13 protein-coding genes and 2 pseudogenes are annotated in these 14,917 nt (G+C 55.5%); 9 read left to right on the plus strand and 6 right to left on the minus strand.

Going from position 1 to position 14,917, the window contains the following annotated elements; genetic code table 11:
• Positions 1-107 precede the first annotated feature (107 nt).
• Together VQ830_RS16450 and VQ830_RS16455 are read right to left on the minus strand one after the other, a co-directional pair.
• Complete coding sequence (locus VQ830_RS16450) at positions 108-890, minus strand: LamB/YcsF family protein (protein WP_337269226.1); 783 nt, start codon at positions 888-890, stop codon at positions 108-110.
• An 11-nt stretch (positions 891-901) separates the two neighbouring features.
• The gene (locus VQ830_RS16455; protein ID WP_438618058.1) at positions 902-2,083 is read right to left on the minus strand and encodes an NRAMP family divalent metal transporter; all 1,182 of its coding nucleotides are present in this window, start codon (positions 2,081-2,083) and stop codon (positions 902-904) included.
• Between the two features lie 366 nt (positions 2,084-2,449).
• Between VQ830_RS16455 and VQ830_RS16460 the strand changes: the two genes are divergently transcribed.
• Together VQ830_RS16460 and fdhA are read left to right on the plus strand one after the other, a co-directional pair.
• A complete protein-coding gene (locus VQ830_RS16460) occupies positions 2,450-3,115 on the plus strand; it encodes a GntR family transcriptional regulator (RefSeq protein ID WP_337269228.1) in 666 nt (221 codons plus the stop codon).
• A 264-nt stretch (positions 3,116-3,379) separates the two neighbouring features.
• The gene (gene fdhA / locus VQ830_RS16465; protein ID WP_337269229.1) at positions 3,380-4,570 is read left to right on the plus strand and encodes a formaldehyde dehydrogenase, glutathione-independent; all 1,191 of its coding nucleotides are present in this window, start codon (positions 3,380-3,382) and stop codon (positions 4,568-4,570) included.
• Positions 4,571-4,654: 84 nt separating this feature from the next.
• Here fdhA and VQ830_RS16470 read toward each other — a convergent pair whose 3' ends face one another.
• Entirely contained in the window at positions 4,655-5,659 is a 1,005-nt protein-coding gene (locus VQ830_RS16470; protein ID WP_337269230.1) for a LacI family DNA-binding transcriptional regulator, read from the minus strand.
• A 266-nt stretch (positions 5,660-5,925) separates the two neighbouring features.
• Between VQ830_RS16470 and VQ830_RS16475 the strand changes: the two genes are divergently transcribed.
• The 6 genes and pseudogenes from VQ830_RS16475 to VQ830_RS16500 form a co-directional block, all read left to right on the plus strand.
• Positions 5,926-6,726, plus strand: coding sequence for an inositol monophosphatase family protein (locus VQ830_RS16475; RefSeq protein WP_337269231.1), 801 nt, complete (start codon positions 5,926-5,928; stop codon positions 6,724-6,726).
• A gap of 151 nt (positions 6,727-6,877) precedes the next feature.
• Entirely contained in the window at positions 6,878-8,170 is a 1,293-nt protein-coding gene (ugpB, locus tag VQ830_RS16480) for a sn-glycerol-3-phosphate ABC transporter substrate-binding protein UgpB (protein ID WP_438618060.1), read from the plus strand.
• Between the two features lie 84 nt (positions 8,171-8,254).
• A complete protein-coding gene (gene ugpA / locus VQ830_RS16485; RefSeq protein ID WP_337269233.1) occupies positions 8,255-9,136 on the plus strand; it encodes a sn-glycerol-3-phosphate ABC transporter permease UgpA in 882 nt (293 codons plus the stop codon).
• Positions 9,137-9,143: 7 nt separating this feature from the next.
• A complete protein-coding gene (ugpE, locus tag VQ830_RS16490; RefSeq protein ID WP_337269234.1) occupies positions 9,144-9,992 on the plus strand; it encodes a sn-glycerol-3-phosphate ABC transporter permease UgpE in 849 nt (282 codons plus the stop codon).
• A pseudogene (locus tag VQ830_RS28810) lies at positions 9,992-10,243 on the plus strand (ATP-binding cassette domain-containing protein); the annotation flags it as partial. The gene ugpE and the pseudogene VQ830_RS28810, both read left to right, overlap by 1 nt.
• Before the next feature lie 127 nt (positions 10,244-10,370).
• Positions 10,371-11,168, plus strand: a pseudogene (locus tag VQ830_RS16500) (TOBE domain-containing protein); the annotation flags it as partial.
• A 55-nt stretch (positions 11,169-11,223) separates the two neighbouring features.
• Here VQ830_RS16500 and VQ830_RS16505 read toward each other — a convergent pair.
• The gene (locus tag VQ830_RS16505; protein WP_337269236.1) at positions 11,224-12,378 is read right to left on the minus strand and encodes an esterase; all 1,155 of its coding nucleotides are present in this window, start codon (positions 12,376-12,378) and stop codon (positions 11,224-11,226) included.
• Between the two features lie 201 nt (positions 12,379-12,579).
• Here VQ830_RS16505 and VQ830_RS16510 point away from each other — a divergent pair, with 201 nt between their 5' ends.
• Positions 12,580-13,014 (plus strand): DUF1810 domain-containing protein, encoded by a 435-nt coding sequence (locus VQ830_RS16510; protein WP_337269237.1) that lies wholly within the window; start codon positions 12,580-12,582, stop codon positions 13,012-13,014.
• Between the two features lie 78 nt (positions 13,015-13,092).
• Here VQ830_RS16510 and VQ830_RS16515 read toward each other — a convergent pair whose 3' ends face one another.
• Together VQ830_RS16515 and VQ830_RS16520 are read right to left on the minus strand one after the other, a co-directional pair.
• Entirely contained in the window at positions 13,093-14,286 is a 1,194-nt protein-coding gene (locus VQ830_RS16515) for an arabinose transporter (protein WP_337269238.1), read from the minus strand.
• 212 nt (positions 14,287-14,498) lie between these two features.
• Positions 14,499-14,917 (minus strand): hypothetical protein (locus VQ830_RS16520; protein WP_337269239.1); only part of this gene is annotated, 419 nt, incomplete at its 5' end.

Genomic DNA, 14,917 nt, shown 5'->3' on the forward strand with positions numbered 1-14,917 from the left:
GCCGGCGGTCAGTGGCGTTAAAGCCAAAGCGGGGAACGCGGCGGCAGCGAGTTTAGCCACTCGAATGCTGGATGGGAGTCTATTGGTACGAAGATGGTGGCCTCGGCTCATGATCGCCCCCGGTGGCTGTCATACGTAAATGAATGGACGGCGATCCCTTCCGCTTCGAAGAGCCGTCGAATCTCACGCGCTATCGCGACTGCGCTCGGGCTGTCGCCGTGCACGCAGATGGACTGCGCTTCGATGCGCACAATAGAACCGTCAACTGCTTCAAGCGTCCCTTCCTTTGCCAGCCTCAGCATGCGATGCGCGATCTGAGTAGGATCGTGCAGGACGGCGCCTTCCAGCCGCCGAGATAAAAGTTGCCCGTCGGGGGTATAGGCGCGGTCGGCAAAGGCTTCTGCGATAACTGAAAGGCCGGATGAACGGGCGAGATCCAGGATCGGCGAGCCTGCCAAACCCATGAGGATCAAAGAAGGATCGATGGCTTTGATACCGTCGATCACGGCTTGCCCCTGAACGGGATCATGGGCGATGCGATTATAGAGCGCGCCGTGCGGCTTCACATAGGTCACCTTCGTTCCGGCCGCAGCAGCGATGCCCTGTAAGGCACCAATCTGATAGATGACATCGGCGACCAGGTCGTCTCTTGCGACATCCATATCGCGCCGGCCAAAACCTCCGTGGTCAGGATAGGAAACATGCGCGCCGACGGCTACGCCATTTTTGGCAGCTGCCCGGACCGTTGAAAGAATGCCCCTGGGATCGCCGGCATGGAAGCCGCAGGCAACATTTGCACTGGAGACGATCTCAAGCATAGCTTCGTCATCGCCCATGGTCCAGGCGCCGAAGCTTTCGCCGAGATCGCTGTTCAAATCGATTGACGTCATGGTCATTCTCCTCACGGGCTCAAAAATGCAAAGATCGGTCCGATGGACTTATAGCCCATATACCAGGTAACGCCGCAGGCCAGGATGCCGAGCACCAGGAGCCACGTCGGGTAACGATAGCCGCCCATCAAATCGGATCTTGCCCATGCGGCATACATGAAGATGCTAAGCCCGATCGGCAAAACAAGTCCGTTCAGTCCGCCCACGAATACCAGCATTGCAGCCGGTGGTGTTGTGATGATCACGAATGCCAGAAGCGAAACGGCTATGAACCCAACCGTTGCAAGATTTCTGGCTCGTTCGGACAGATCGCTCTTGAAGGCCGTGAGAAACGACACCGACGTGTAGGCGGCGCCAATGATACTTGTCATGGCGGAAGCGAGGAGAACTGCGCCGAAGAGACGAAGGCCGATCTGTCCAGAACTTGCCTGAAAGGCCTGTGCTGCTGGATTGGCGCCCTTGCCGGATACATCGATGACAAGGCCGCTTGCGACAACGCCGAGAACTGCCAGAAACAAAATGTAGCGCATGACGCCGGTGACCGCGATGCCCGTAAACGCGGCTTGGTTTACGGCGGAGAGATTTTCGACGCCAACCGTTCCTTTATCAAGCAAGCGATGGGCGCCCGCATAGGTGATATAACCGCCAACCGTACCGCCGACGATGGTAGTGATCGTGGCAAAATCGATGTTGTCTGGAATAACTGTCTGGCGCAGAGCTTCGGCGACCGGCGGGCCGGCCGCAAAACATGCGTAAGCAACCAATGCGAGCTTGACGATGCCGGCGACAAGCACGACACGATCCATTGCGATCCCGGCCCGTCGTGAAAGGAAAATTGCAATGGCTGCGAGAGCGGCTATCGACCCGCCGAGCTTGGGGTTCATATCCAGCATCGCATTGAAACCGAGTCCAGCGCCACCGATATTGCCGATATTGAAGAAAAGACCCCCAACAATGACGAGGATCGCTAATAGGTAGCCTGAGCCTGGGATGGCTGCATTCGCAATATCGGAAGCCCGCATTTTTGTGACGGCGACGATGCGCCAGATATTGGCCTGGACGATGAAGTCGATGATCACTGATGCCAATATGCCGAATGCAAAGGCTGCGCCGAGCTTGGCGGTAAAGGTTGCCGTTTGCGTGATGAAGCCGGGCCCAACGGCCGACATCGCCATCAAAAGAATGGCTGCCAGAAGCGCCTGACGCCGAACAGATTTCGTCGTCTGAGGCTGGGATGGATCTGCTGCTGCGTTTGATTGCTGTTCCACTGTGACATCTCCGTTTTTGTCTTCGCCCCTTGAAGGGGGATGTCTTGGAAATCAGCGTCTAACTGTTTTACATTTCTGTCAAGATTGTTGAACAATATTTTTCAAGTTGCTGGGGCTAGGCGGTTTTAACTCCTTCCCTGCGACCATTCGAAACCAGATCGCGAAATGCCTCGACCCATTGATTTTCAAGAGGAAAGCTGCGCAATCATAGGCCGATGCGCTTGAGGAGATAGCGCCAAGGAAAAAGGATCGATGGAGGCAACGCCTGCTTCAGATCTTTCATGAGGATCAATGTCGAAGCAGGACGAAAATCTAACCTTGCCACACCGACTGGCACAGAGCATTCGAAATCAGTTGATCGCGGGCGTGTTAAAGCCCGGACAAAAACTCTCGGAAGCGTCCTTGGCTGACAGCTTCAATGTGTCTCGCAACTCCCTGCGCGAGGCCTTTCGCCTTCTGACCAAGGACGGGCTTTTACGCTATGAGCCGAACCGCGGCGTCTTCGTTGCCGTGCCTGACATTGCGTCGATTATCGACATCTATCGCGTACGTCGGATGATCGAATGCAAAGCGCTGGAAGATGGCCACCCAAAGCATCCCGCACTCGCAAAGATGCGGCGGGCCGTCGAGAAGGCTTTCGCATGTCGTGACGAAGGCAATTGGATTGGCGTTGGCAGTGCCAACATGGAATTTCATGCCGCGATCGTGGAACTCGCCGACAGCAGCAGATTGGATGCTTTCTATGCACAGATCGCCGCTGAACTCAGGCTTAGCTTCGGATTGTTGGACAATCCTGAATTGCTGCACTCACCCTATCTTGATCTAAACCGGGAAATCGTCGGGCTGCTGGAAGCAGGCCGACCGAAGGATGCAGCACGAATGCTGAGCGATTATCTCGATCGATCCGAGCGGACTGTTCTGGCTGCTTTTTCCCGCACTGTGCAAGCGCAGGCGTAAACCCCGGCACCGTAACTGCCTCAACCTATGAATTGCGTAATTGAACGCCGGTGTCGTTAAAAACGCTGGGCGTGTCGTAATCTCTAGGGTCCATCGGGCGACGACGTGGTTTGCTGTGATCCGATGACGATATTGACGATACTGCAACGCTGAGGCGCTGCTACTGGCCTGCCCGCGACGCGTAAAGGTGTTGTGCAGCGGGAGTGATGTCATATCTGTCCGCGGAGGAGCGGACATATGAAGCTCAACCAAGAGGAGATGGATATGAGCAAGAACAGAGGCGTTGTCTATTTGCGACCCGGAAAGGTCGAGGTGAGGGACATTGATGATCCCAAACTCGAAGCGCCGGATGGCCGTCGCATCGACCACGGTGTCATTCTGAAAGTTATTTCCACCAACATTTGCGGCTCCGATCAGCACATGGTGCGCGGCCGTACGACCGCCATGCCCGGCCTTGTCCTCGGTCATGAAATAACCGGTGAGGTTATCGAAAAGGGCTCAGACGTCGAAATGCTTGACGTCGGCGACATCGTCTCCGTCCCATTCAATGTTGCTTGCGGGCGTTGCCTCTGCTGCAAGGCACAGGACACCGGCGTTTGCCTTACCGTCAATCCCTCTCGTGCCGGCGGCGCTTATGGCTATGTTGATATGGGCGGATGGATCGGCGGCCAAGCGCGCTACGTGATGGTCCCTTATGCAGACTTCAACTTGTTGAAGTTTCCTGACAGGGACAAGGCAATGGCAAAGATCCGTGATCTTACCATGCTCTCCGATATCCTGCCCACGGGCTTCCATGGCGCCGTTCGCGCCGGCGTGGGCGTCGGATCGACGGTCTACGTTGCTGGCGCAGGTCCCGTCGGTTTGGCGGCTGCCGCTTCCGCACGCATCCTTGGTGCGGCCGTCGTCATGATCGGTGACTTCAATAAGGATCGTTTGGCCCATGCGGCCAAGGTTGGGTTTGAACCCATCGATCTGTCGAAAAGCGATCGACTGGGCGACATGATTGCCGAGGTTGTCGGAACAAATGAGGTTGACAGTGCCATCGATGCTGTGGGCTTTGAGGCTCGCGGCCACTCCGGCGGCGAACAGCCGGCCATCGTTCTCAATCAAATGATGGAGATTACCCGCGCTGCGGGTTCGATCGGTATTCCCGGGCTCTATGTAACCGAAGACCCAGGCGGCGTGGACGATGCGGCCAAGCAAGGCAGCCTCTCATTGCGCTTTGGCCTTGGCTGGGCGAAAGCGCAATCCTTCCACACGGGCCAGACCCCAGTGTTGAAATATAACCGTCAGCTGATGCAGGCGATCTTGCATGATCGTCTGCCGATTGCCGATATCGTCAATGCCAAGATCATCCCGCTCGACGAGGCCGTGCAGGGCTACGAGAGCTTCGATCAGGGCGTTGCCACCAAATTCGTGCTCGATCCGCATGGCGATCTGACGAAAGCTGCCTGACAAGAGATGAAAGCCGCGTCTGCCTAAAAAGGCGCGGCTTTCACGATCGCATGCCCCATGGATATCCCGAAGACGAACCGCGCATCAACCTGCGCGAATTGATCTTCGCCAGACAAGTTCCGCCTGAAGCTTGATGTTGGAGATGGGATCAACATCTTCCATCTGAAGCCATTCGACGGCATGTCCGGCAATCAACTCGACGGGTTGAGCGAATGTCGTCAATTGATATGAGCCCCATGAGGCTTGTTCAATATCGTCGAAGCCGGCGATGCATAATTGTTCTGGAATAGACAAGCCAAATGCCATGCGTGCTTCATCCATGAAGCCGCAGGCTAGAAGATCGCTCGCACAGAAAACGCCGTCGGGACGATTGTCCATCGTCAGAAAGCGCTGGGCGAGAACCCGTCCCGACTGGTAGCTGGTCGCGCCGTAGCGCATGCAATATGCCTCGAGGCCAAACCGTGCAGCGGCAGCAAGGAAGCCTTCTTCACGGGCCATGAGGCTCGCTGTTCCTGCTTCCGAATTTGCAAAGCCCACGCGGCGGCAGCCCGCCCGCGCGAAAGCCGTGCAGATCCGTTCGGCTGCCTCTGCATCGTTGAGATTTATCCGCAACGGTCCGTCCAGCTCGTCATCGCGATTGATCAGCACGAGACGCTGACCGCTGCGCAGGCATAGTTCGACAATCGAGCGGTCCGGCATGCCGGACAATACGATCGAAGCATCGGCCCGATAATGAATGGCCTGCTTCAAAGCATGGCCAACGCTCTCGTCGGAGCGATCGGTATTGACAAGCATGGCGATCTTGCCGGCGATTTGCAGTTTCTGCGTCAGCGCTTTCAACAGGGCCGCACGGTAAGGCGTCGCAACCTCAGAGACGACAAGACAAACAATCCCGCTTTCCTTTAGCATCAAGCCGCGAGCTAGGTGATTGACGTGATAGCCTAAAGATTCAGCGGCTTCGATGACCTTCTGGCGGGTTTCCGGAGCAACGCTGGCGCCAGGCGTGAAGGTACGCGAGACGGCCGATCTTGAAACGCCTGCCCGTTGGGCGACCTGCTGAGCGCTGACGAAGTCTCTCTTTGAGGCCACGATCTTGTCTCCCACTCCCATTGGCATGATGTGCAATGGCGTGCACATATTTCTGTCATGCAGCGCGATTATATGACTTCAATGAATGTTAGATAACAACACTGAATATCTTCCACATGCTGCACAGCCTTGCAATCCGTCGCTTTATGACGTTTGCGGGCCTGCAATAAGATCCTCAACATCACCTCGAAAGAAGAACCGGCACGACACGATCCGCGCGCTAGCTTTCTTCGCTTCGAGCTTTTTCAATCAGGCTGTTTGACAAGATGGATTCGAAATTTTCTGACGACCTTAAATTGCGTTTCACTCTGGCGGAGACGATGGCGAAGGTAGCAGGTGCGCTTGCGCTCGATTACTTTCAGCGTCGTGACACTCTCATTATTGAAGAAAAGCGCAATCCTCAGGACGTCGTCTCCGATGCGGATCGAAATGTCGAGAAACTGATCCGCGAGCACATTCACCGCGAATGTTCGCAAGACGGTATCCTTGGCGAAGAGTACGGGCTTGAAGCCGGTTCCTCCGGCTTCGTCTGGGTCATCGATCCGATCGATGGGACAAGCCCTTTCGTCAACGGTATGCCAAGCTGGTGCGTTTCGATCGGCCTCGTTTTCGACGGCGAGCCTGTGCTTGGCATTATCAACGCGCCCGTCCTCGGCGAAACCTATCGTGCAACAAAAGGTGAGGGCGCATTCCTCAATGATCGTCGCCTCGCCATGACGCCGACGCGAACGGTCCAGAACGGCGTGACCGGGATCGGCGCCAACGGAAGCGTATCACCTGCGTTGATGGGGAAGATTGTGGAAACTCTGCTGGAAAAGGGGGGTAGCTTTGTCCGTAATGGATCCGGAGCTTTGATGCTCGCCTATGTCGCTGCGGACCGGCTGGTCGGATATTACGAGCCTTACATGCACGCTTGGGATTGCATCGCCGCCTATTGTATCATCGCTGAGGCTGGCGGCACTTGCAGACCTTTCCCGACAGAAGGCGAAGCCTTTTTGAAAGGCGCGCCTGTACTTGCCGCAGGGCCAGGCGCGCTTAATGACTTAGAGGACTTGGCGAGCCTTTAACGGCGACAGGAAGCAATCAGACATGTTCAAGTTATGCACAGCCTTGCAAAAGTGAGCATTGGCTGATTAAACAGACGCGCGGGCTGGGATGGAGCTTTGCGTCTGCGTGAGACCCGCAAACGGCGATGGGAGGAAAATGCCGATGAAAAACATGTTCTTACGAGCTAGCGCTGCGTTTGCTCTCTTCAGTTCGGCAATTCCGGCCTTTGCGGCAACAGAGCTTCAATGGTGGCATGCCATGTCGGGCGCCAACAATGAGGTGGTGGAGCAGCTTGCCAAGGAATTCAACGAGAGCCAGAGCGACTACAAGGTCGTCCCAGTTTTCAAAGGGACCTATCCGGAAACCCTGAATGCCGGGATCGCAGCATTTCGGTCAAAGCAGGCGCCGGCGATTCTCCAGGTATTTGACGCCGGCAGCGGCGTGATGATGGGTGCCAAGGGCGCCATAATGCCGGTTGCAGACGTCCTGAAAAAGGGCGGATACACCTTCGACAAGGCTCAATATCTGCCAGGGATCGTCTCCTATTATTCGACCGCAGATGGCACGATGCTGTCCTTCCCTTATAACTCATCCTCTCCAATCCTTTATTACAACAAGGATATCTTCAGCAAAGCCGGTCTCGACCCGAATGCGGCGCCGAAGACCTGGCCTGAGATCTTCGAGGCCGCCAAGAAGATCAAGGCGAGTGGCGCCGCCTCTTGCGGTTTGACCTCCACTTGGCTGACATGGATCCAGACGGAAAATCTTGCTGCGTGGAACAACGTATCCTACGGGACCAACGCCAACGGTCTCGGCGGCACGGATGTTCAGTTGAAGGTCAATTCTCCGCTCTTCGTTCAGCACTTCCAGAGCCTTGCCGACCTCGCCAAGGATGGAACCTTCCGTTATGGCGGACGGACATCCGAGGCAAAACAGCTCTTTACCTCAGGCGAATGTGCGATCTTGACGGAATCATCTGGCGGACTGGGTGATATCATCAAATCCGGCATCAAATATGGGATTGGCCAGCTGCCTTACTATCCAGGCGAGGGCCGTCCGCAGAACACGATCCCTGGTGGGGCAAGCCTTTGGGTTTTCGCCGGCAAGAAAGATGAAGAATATAAAGGCATCGCCCAATTCTTCTCGTTCCTGTCGCAAACGAAGATCCAGGCGCGCTTGCATCAAGTGTCCGGCTACCTGCCGGTGACCGTTGCCGCTTATAACGAGACGAAGGCCTCTGGCTTCTACGATAAGAACCCTGGCCGTGAAACGCCGATCCTGCAAATGATGGGCAAGGCTCCAACTGACAATTCGAAGGGTGTGCGTCTCGTCAATCTTCCGCAAGTGCGTGACATCATGAACGAAGAGTATGAAGCGCTGCTCTCTGGCAAGGAAGATGCCAAGAAGGCTCTTGATCGTATTGTCGAGCGCGGTGATGCGGCCATCAAGGCTGCACAACGCTAAGGCACCTTCAACGCGTCCTGCGGCTACCGCGCAGGACGCCGGCCTCCGCGGAGGCCCATTTACCGATCAATGAAGGAGGTGGCCTTGCAGCGTGTCGTCTTTCCAAACAAGGTGCTTCCCTATTTTCTCGTCGCACCGCAGATTATTTTGACGGTGGTCTTTTTCTTCTGGCCCGCCAGCCAGGCGCTTTATCAATCCCTGCAAAGAGAAGATCCTTTCGGGCTGCAGAGCGGCTTCGTCGGTCTGGCCAATTTCTCTTTTGTGCTGAGCGACGAATCTTATCTTCACTCCCTGAAAGTGACCGCGGTGTTCAGCATCGCCACGGCACTGTTGTCTATGGTCGTAGCGCTGGCGCTCGCTATGGCGTCGGATAGGGTGGTGCGCGGACGCAATGTTTATCGAACCCTTCTGATTTGGCCCTATGCTGTCGCTCCGGCTGTTGCGGGCATGCTCTGGCTTTTCATGTTCAACCCGGCGATGGGCACGCTCGCCTATCTCTTGCGTCGCAACGGCGTCGCCTGGGATCCGCTGCTCGATGGAAACCAAGCCATGGGCTTGGTGATCGTCGCGGCGGCATGGAAGCAGATCAGCTACAACTTCCTGTTTTTCGTCGCCGGCTTGCAAGCGATCCCTAAATCCTTGATCGAGGCTGCGGCAATCGACGGCGCAAGAGGTGCGAGGCGGTTTTGGACCATTATATTCCCGTTGCTCGCCCCAACGACCTTCTTTCTGCTCGTCGTCAACACCGTCTATGCCTGCTTCGACACGTTCGGCATCATTCATGCAGTAACGAGCGGCGGTCCCGCCAAAGCAACGGAAACCCTCGTTTACAAGGTCTACAATGACGGCTTCGTAAATCTTGATCTCGGCTCATCTGCTGCACAATCGGTCATCCTAATGATTCTTGTTGTCGGGTTGACAGCTGTGCAGTTCCGCTTTGTCGAGCGGCGCGTTCATTATGGGTGAGACTGGCATGATCGAAAACAGACCGCTTGCCAACCTCATCGGCCATCTGATGTTGATCCTCGGTATCATCATCGTGGCTTTTCCGATCTACTACACTTTTGTTGCCTCGACACTGCCATCGGATCAGATCCTACGCCCGCCTATCCCGTTGCTGCCAGGCAGTCACTTCGCTGAAAACTACGCCGGCGCGCTATCGGGTGGTGTTGAGAAAGTGGTGGGTGTCAGCCTAGAGCGAATGTTGTTCAACAGCTTCGTCGTGGCGATGGTCATCGCATGCGGCAAGATTTTCATCTCGTTCCTGTCCGCCTATGCCGTTGTCTTCTTTCGGTTTCCTCTGCGGATGGTCTTTTTTTGGATGATCTTTGTCACGCTGATGCTGCCGGTGGAAGTGCGCATTCTCCCGACATACAAGGTGATCGTCGACCTTGGGCTGATCGATACCTATGCGGGCCTGACCTTGCCATTGATGGCGTCCGCAACGGCGACCTTCCTGTTTCGGCAATTCTTTTTGACGATCCCAGGTGAGTTGCTTGAGGCGGCGCGCATCGATAATGCCGGGCCGTTCCGCTTCCTGCGCGATATTCTTTTGCCCTTGTCGCGCACCAACATAGCGGCGCTTTTCGTCATCCTGTTTATCTATGGTTGGACGCAGTATTTGTGGCCGCTCCTCGTGACCAACGATGCGAAAATGTCCACCATCATTATCGGCTTGCGGAAGATGGTCGATTTCACCGACGCGTCGACGCCGTGGAACTATGTCATGGTCACGGCGATCTTAGCGATCATCCCGCCGATCATCGTTGTGGTGTTGATGCAGCGCTGGTTCGTCAAGGGCCTTGTGGAGACTGAAAAATAATGGCGAACATTGTTCTTAAAGAGGTCCGTAAAACCTATGCGGGTTCTCTCGAAACGATCAAAGGCGTTTCTCTCGATATTGCCGATGGTGAGTTTCTGGTTCTTGTCGGTCCTTCCGGTTGCGGCAAATCCACGCTGCTGCGCATGATTGCGGGCCTTGAAACCATTACCGGCGGCGAGATTTCAATTGGGGGACGGGTGGTCAATCGCCTCGAGCCGTCGGAGCGCGATATCGCCATGGTTTTCCAGAATTATGCGCTTTATCCGCACATGACGGTTCGACAGAACCTGGCCTATGGCCTCAAGAACCGCAAGACGCCGGAGGCCGTCATCAACGAACGGATCGCCAAGGCGGCGCGGACCTTGGAGATCGAGCAATTTCTTGAACGTAAGCCGCGACAACTATCCGGTGGTCAGCGGCANCCTGGCCTATGGCCTCAAGAACCGCAAGACGCCGGAGGCCGTCATCAACGAACGGATCGCCAAGGCGGCGCGGACCTTGGAGATCGAGCAATTTCTTGAACGTAAGCCGCGACAACTATCCGGTGGTCAGCGGCAACGCGTGGCCATGGGGCGTGCGATCGTGCGCGAACCGGCTGCCTTTCTGTTCGACGAACCACTATCCAATCTGGATGCAAAACTGCGCGTCCAGATGCGCGTCGAAATCAAGCGCCTCCAACGGGCGCTTGCAACGACCAGCGTCTACGTCACGCATGATCAGATGGAGGCCATGACGCTGGCCGATCGGCTGGTGGTCTTGAATGCGGGGCAAGTCGAGCAGGTCGGCACGCCGATCGATCTCTATGAAAAACCGGCCTCTACGTTCGTGGCAACCTTCATCGGGTCTCCCTCCATGAACTTGCTCGATCTCAAGCGTGGCGGTTTTAGTTGTGAAAGTCTGGCTGGAACGGCTTCAGCCTCCACGATCGGGATCCGTCCGGAAGATATCGTAATGGCAACGGAAACCGGCAGCTCGGCATTTTCAGCGGATGTGAATGTCGGTGCTGTGGAGCTGGTTGGCGCGGAGAGCTATGTCTACGGTTCATTGCCTGGTGGCCAGGATCTCGTCTTTAGGGTGCCTGGTCGCAGCGCCATGGAGATCGGCAAGACGGTCGCCGTCAGTGCCACTGCCGAGAAAATCCACGCCTTCGATGCTGACGGCAAAAGGATAGGCTGAGCGCGGTTGCTCAGCCTGCTTATCATGTCATCCGATCAGAAAGCGTTGACGCGCTTCACTTAAAGACTTTCTCCAGAAACGCCGCGAAGGACGGGCGCCACACGTCCATCTCGTGCTGAAGATCAGGATACTCGTGATATTCATGCTTGATCTTCTTCTCATCGAGGATCGCTTTAAGACCGGCAATATCCTTGCCTGTCGTTTGATCCTTGGTTCCGACGGTAACGGTGAAGTTGCGTAGGGCTTTGTTGATTTTTTCCGGATTGTTCAAGGCCTCATCTACCGCCTTGTTCGGTACTGTCGTAGTGGATACACCACTGAAAGTTGCTACCCAGGCAAAGGTGCCGAGATGGGAAAGGCCCGAGACCAGAGCCTGATAGCCGCCTTGAGAAAGGCCTACAATCGCACGGCCATCTGCATCGTCTCGAACGCGATAATGTGCTTTCATGTAGGGGATGAGATCTTCTAGGAGCTCGCGATCGGCTGCGGCGGCATTGAGGGGATAAAAGTCTTTGCGGCGCGTCGCACCTGGAAAGTTTTCTGCAATTGCATCGGGAATATCGGTTTCCGTGTCAGGGATCACGACGATCATTGGATCGATCTTCTTTTCGGCGAGAAGATTGTCGAGAATTTGTGGCGCACGTCCCTGCGTGACCCATGATGCAACCGTGTCGCCGAACCCATGATAAAGATAAAGAACCGGTAGCCGCTGAGACGCCTTATCGTAACCCGGCGGGGTATAGACATACATTTGCCGCTCGGAATTCAACGCCTTGGAGTGAAGCGTCACGAATCTTAAGTCGCCGTGCGGGACATTCCTAACATCGAGTATGCTGCCAGGCACGAGGATCAGGCTCGTGTTGACCTGACGCTGCGGCTTCGGTGCGTTGGTGCCGGTGTCGATGCTGCGAAAGCCATCGATATTGAAGTAATATTCATAGAGGTTCGGCTTTTGCGGATCCGTCTTCACCAGCCAAACACCGTCCTGATTGCGCTCCATGGGGATTGGTTTCCCAAGCCCCAGGGTCACTGAGACGCTTTTTGCGGAGGGCGCGTAAAGACGGAAGGTGATGGAGCCATCTTTCTCGACCGATGTTACATATTTGCTCAGGGGTTGATCGGCGGGCGGTGAGGCGGGAGCCTCCTGAGCGATTGCCGGAAACGCTGCTAAAACAAGGCCTGCTGCAATCAAAGGTAACCAAGACGACATCAACTTCCTCCCTAGGTGATAAAATGCACCCTACCTACATAAATTCCTGGTGCTCTTTGTCCATAAGGAATGACGGGTCTTTGACCGTTGAGTTTGGCTTCTCGGGCAAAGGCACACGTGAGAAAGCGCCTTTTCGGATCGTCTGGAAACATATCGCCTTGTAGGAGGTTTTGGATCAACTGAACCGAAAGGAGCCATTGCATGGCAGGTACCGAGTTCGATTTGCAGCGCTTCAAGACTGCACAAGAGCCCGTTTTCGAGACAGCCCTGTCTGAATTGCGGCAAGGGCAAAAGCGCAGTCATTGGATCTGGTTTATCTTTCCGCAGCTGCGCGGATTGGGTCGCTCGCCGACAGCTCAGTTTTACGGACTGAGTTCGTTGGCTGAAGCAAGCGCCTATCTTGAAGATCCCCTTCTGAAAGAGCGCCTTGATGTCGCGACGTCCGCCGTTCTCGGGCACAAGAATATGTCGGCGTTAGACATACTCGGCTCGCCGGACGATCTGAAGTTTCGCTCGTCAATGACGTTGTTCAACGAAGCCTCGGGGCATGCAAATCCATTATTTCAGGAGGCCCTTGAACAGTTCTTCGACGGCATGCCGGATGAGCGGACACGAGAGCTTTTGAAACGTCTTTAGTGTCTCCAAAGCACTGTACATGCGCTGGGGAGGCGCGTAGCGGATGCGCCTCCATCACTTTATCCAATGTGAGGTCGTTTATTTTCTCGGGACAAAGGCCTCTGGTTTTCGCAGCGCCAAAGTGACGAAGAAACCGGTGGCCGCCATCGCACTACCGATGAGGAACACAGTGGTGTAGCCGGTGCGATCAGCCAAGAGCCCGGCCAGTGGGCCGGTTAGGCCATAGGCCAAATCTTGGAAGGCTGAAAACGCCCCAAGAGCAGTGCCACGCAGAGCTGCCGGAACAACGTGAACAACCTCGCGCCCCATCGCCGGGAAGATCATTGAGCACCCAAGGCCCGTCATGAAAGCGCCAGCAAATGCTGTTGCAGGATTGGGTGCTGTTGCGATCAATATTTGACCCAAAGCTTCGACAGCAAGCGAAACGGATGCTATGGCCACACCACCAAAGCGATCCGGAAGATGTCCAAAAAGCAGACGGACGAGGACGAAACCGCAACCAAACGCGCTAAGGCCCAATCCTGCATTGCTCCATCCGAGATCGAAGAAATAGAGCGTGAAAAACGATCCGATGGCAGCAAATCCAACTCCTTGCATGAAAATGATCAAACTATAGCCCCAGATCGGACCAATGACTGAAGCAAGAGGTGATCGCTCGTGAACGTGCGAATTGGCAGTCGTGTAAGGAAGCTTGCGGATGGCGATTAATCCCAGCAGCGGCAATGCTGCCCCGAGCGCCATTGCACCTTCGAAACCGAGATGCTCGAAAGTCAGTAGCCCAATCGGCCCTCCAAGTCCAAGGGCCCCATAGATCGCAGTGCCAACCAGCGCCAAGACACGGCCGGATCGTGCAGGCCCGACAAGGCTGACGCCCCAGGTTATGACGCCTACCGCAACGAGGCTCTCACCCACTCCAATAATCAACCGTCCGGAGACGAGAATCGTAAAGGCAGCCGCCGGCCGAAGCAGGGGTATGCCGCTCCACAGTGAGATACATGTCCCCGCAACGTAAAGGAACAGGCCGCGATAAACCGTATGTTTTGCACCTTTTGTATCTACAAGCCGGCCAGCATAGGCGCGCGTGAAGATCGTCCCGATAAAAGCAATTCCAACGGCTAGCCCGGCCCAACCATTTGACAGGCCAAGCTTCTCGTTTGCGAAAACGGGAACGACGGGAAGGGCCGTCGCAACACAGAGATATGAGATGAATAAGATCCCGATGAGCAGAAAAAGTTGGCTCTGTTTGGGATCATCAGTAAGACGGAAAGCCATGATAACCTCTTGGCGGTTTCCTCGTCCGACGGGCACAAAAAAACGCACTCCGACCGGCGAGGATCGATAAGTGCGTTGCTTGACGTCAAACGCTTACGGCCAGCTTCCTGGCATGACGGTTGATTAGTGTAATAAGCTCGGGCGGTCAAGGTCGACGTGCGGGTTCTTAACCCAGCTCATGGGTCTGCATTTGCTGACATTAAGTCAGTAGATCAGCTGAAGTTATGATAGGCAGCGATCACCGCTGCAAGTTGATCTGCATCCATGGCCACGGATTGCGCGTGCGTGAAGGCGTGGACCTGCGTGCTTGAAAGGGACAGGATATCGATTGTCGATAGACCGGATATTGCAGCGGCATTTATCGAGGCAATCTCGGCTGTGGTGAATGTCGCAATATCCGCTGTGGACAACGCCCTTATCCCAGCGACGGTCATAGCGCTGATTTGGAGACTGCTGAGTGCGTTGATTTGTAGGGTCGATAAGGCTTCGACCTGTAGCGGTGTGAGCGAAGCAATCTGGTTTGTTTGCAGCGCGATGATCTGGTCGGTGGAAAGAGCTGCAATGCCTGATGAGGATAGGCCGGCTATAGCAGCGCTGCTGATTGCCGCGATCTGGTCTGTGGAAATGGCCG

Origin of the sequence: Oryzifoliimicrobium ureilyticum (assembly GCF_037199735.1) — a bacterium.
Classification (GTDB): domain Bacteria; phylum Pseudomonadota; class Alphaproteobacteria; order Rhizobiales; family Rhizobiaceae; genus Rhizobium; species Rhizobium ureilyticus.

What these genes read in the sequence shown, in the direction of transcription:
- VQ830_RS16450 (WP_337269226.1), bottom strand. Translation starts at nt 890, where the DNA reads ATGACGTCAATCGATTTGAACAGCGATCTCGGCGAAAGCTTCGGCGCC.
- VQ830_RS16460 (WP_337269228.1), top strand. Translation starts at nt 2,450, where the DNA reads ATGTCGAAGCAGGACGAAAATCTAACCTTGCCACACCGACTGGCACAG.
- fdhA (WP_337269229.1), top strand. Translation starts at nt 3,380, where the DNA reads ATGAGCAAGAACAGAGGCGTTGTCTATTTGCGACCCGGAAAGGTCGAG.
- VQ830_RS16475 (WP_337269231.1), top strand. Translation starts at nt 5,926, where the DNA reads ATGGATTCGAAATTTTCTGACGACCTTAAATTGCGTTTCACTCTGGCG.
- ugpB (WP_438618060.1), top strand. Translation starts at nt 6,878, where the DNA reads ATGTTCTTACGAGCTAGCGCTGCGTTTGCTCTCTTCAGTTCGGCAATT.
- ugpE (WP_337269234.1), top strand. Translation starts at nt 9,144, where the DNA reads ATGATCGAAAACAGACCGCTTGCCAACCTCATCGGCCATCTGATGTTG.
- VQ830_RS16505 (WP_337269236.1), bottom strand. Translation starts at nt 12,378, where the DNA reads ATGTCGTCTTGGTTACCTTTGATTGCAGCAGGCCTTGTTTTAGCAGCG.
- VQ830_RS16510 (WP_337269237.1), top strand. Translation starts at nt 12,580, where the DNA reads ATGGCAGGTACCGAGTTCGATTTGCAGCGCTTCAAGACTGCACAAGAG.
- VQ830_RS16515 (WP_337269238.1), bottom strand. Translation starts at nt 14,286, where the DNA reads ATGGCTTTCCGTCTTACTGATGATCCCAAACAGAGCCAACTTTTTCTG.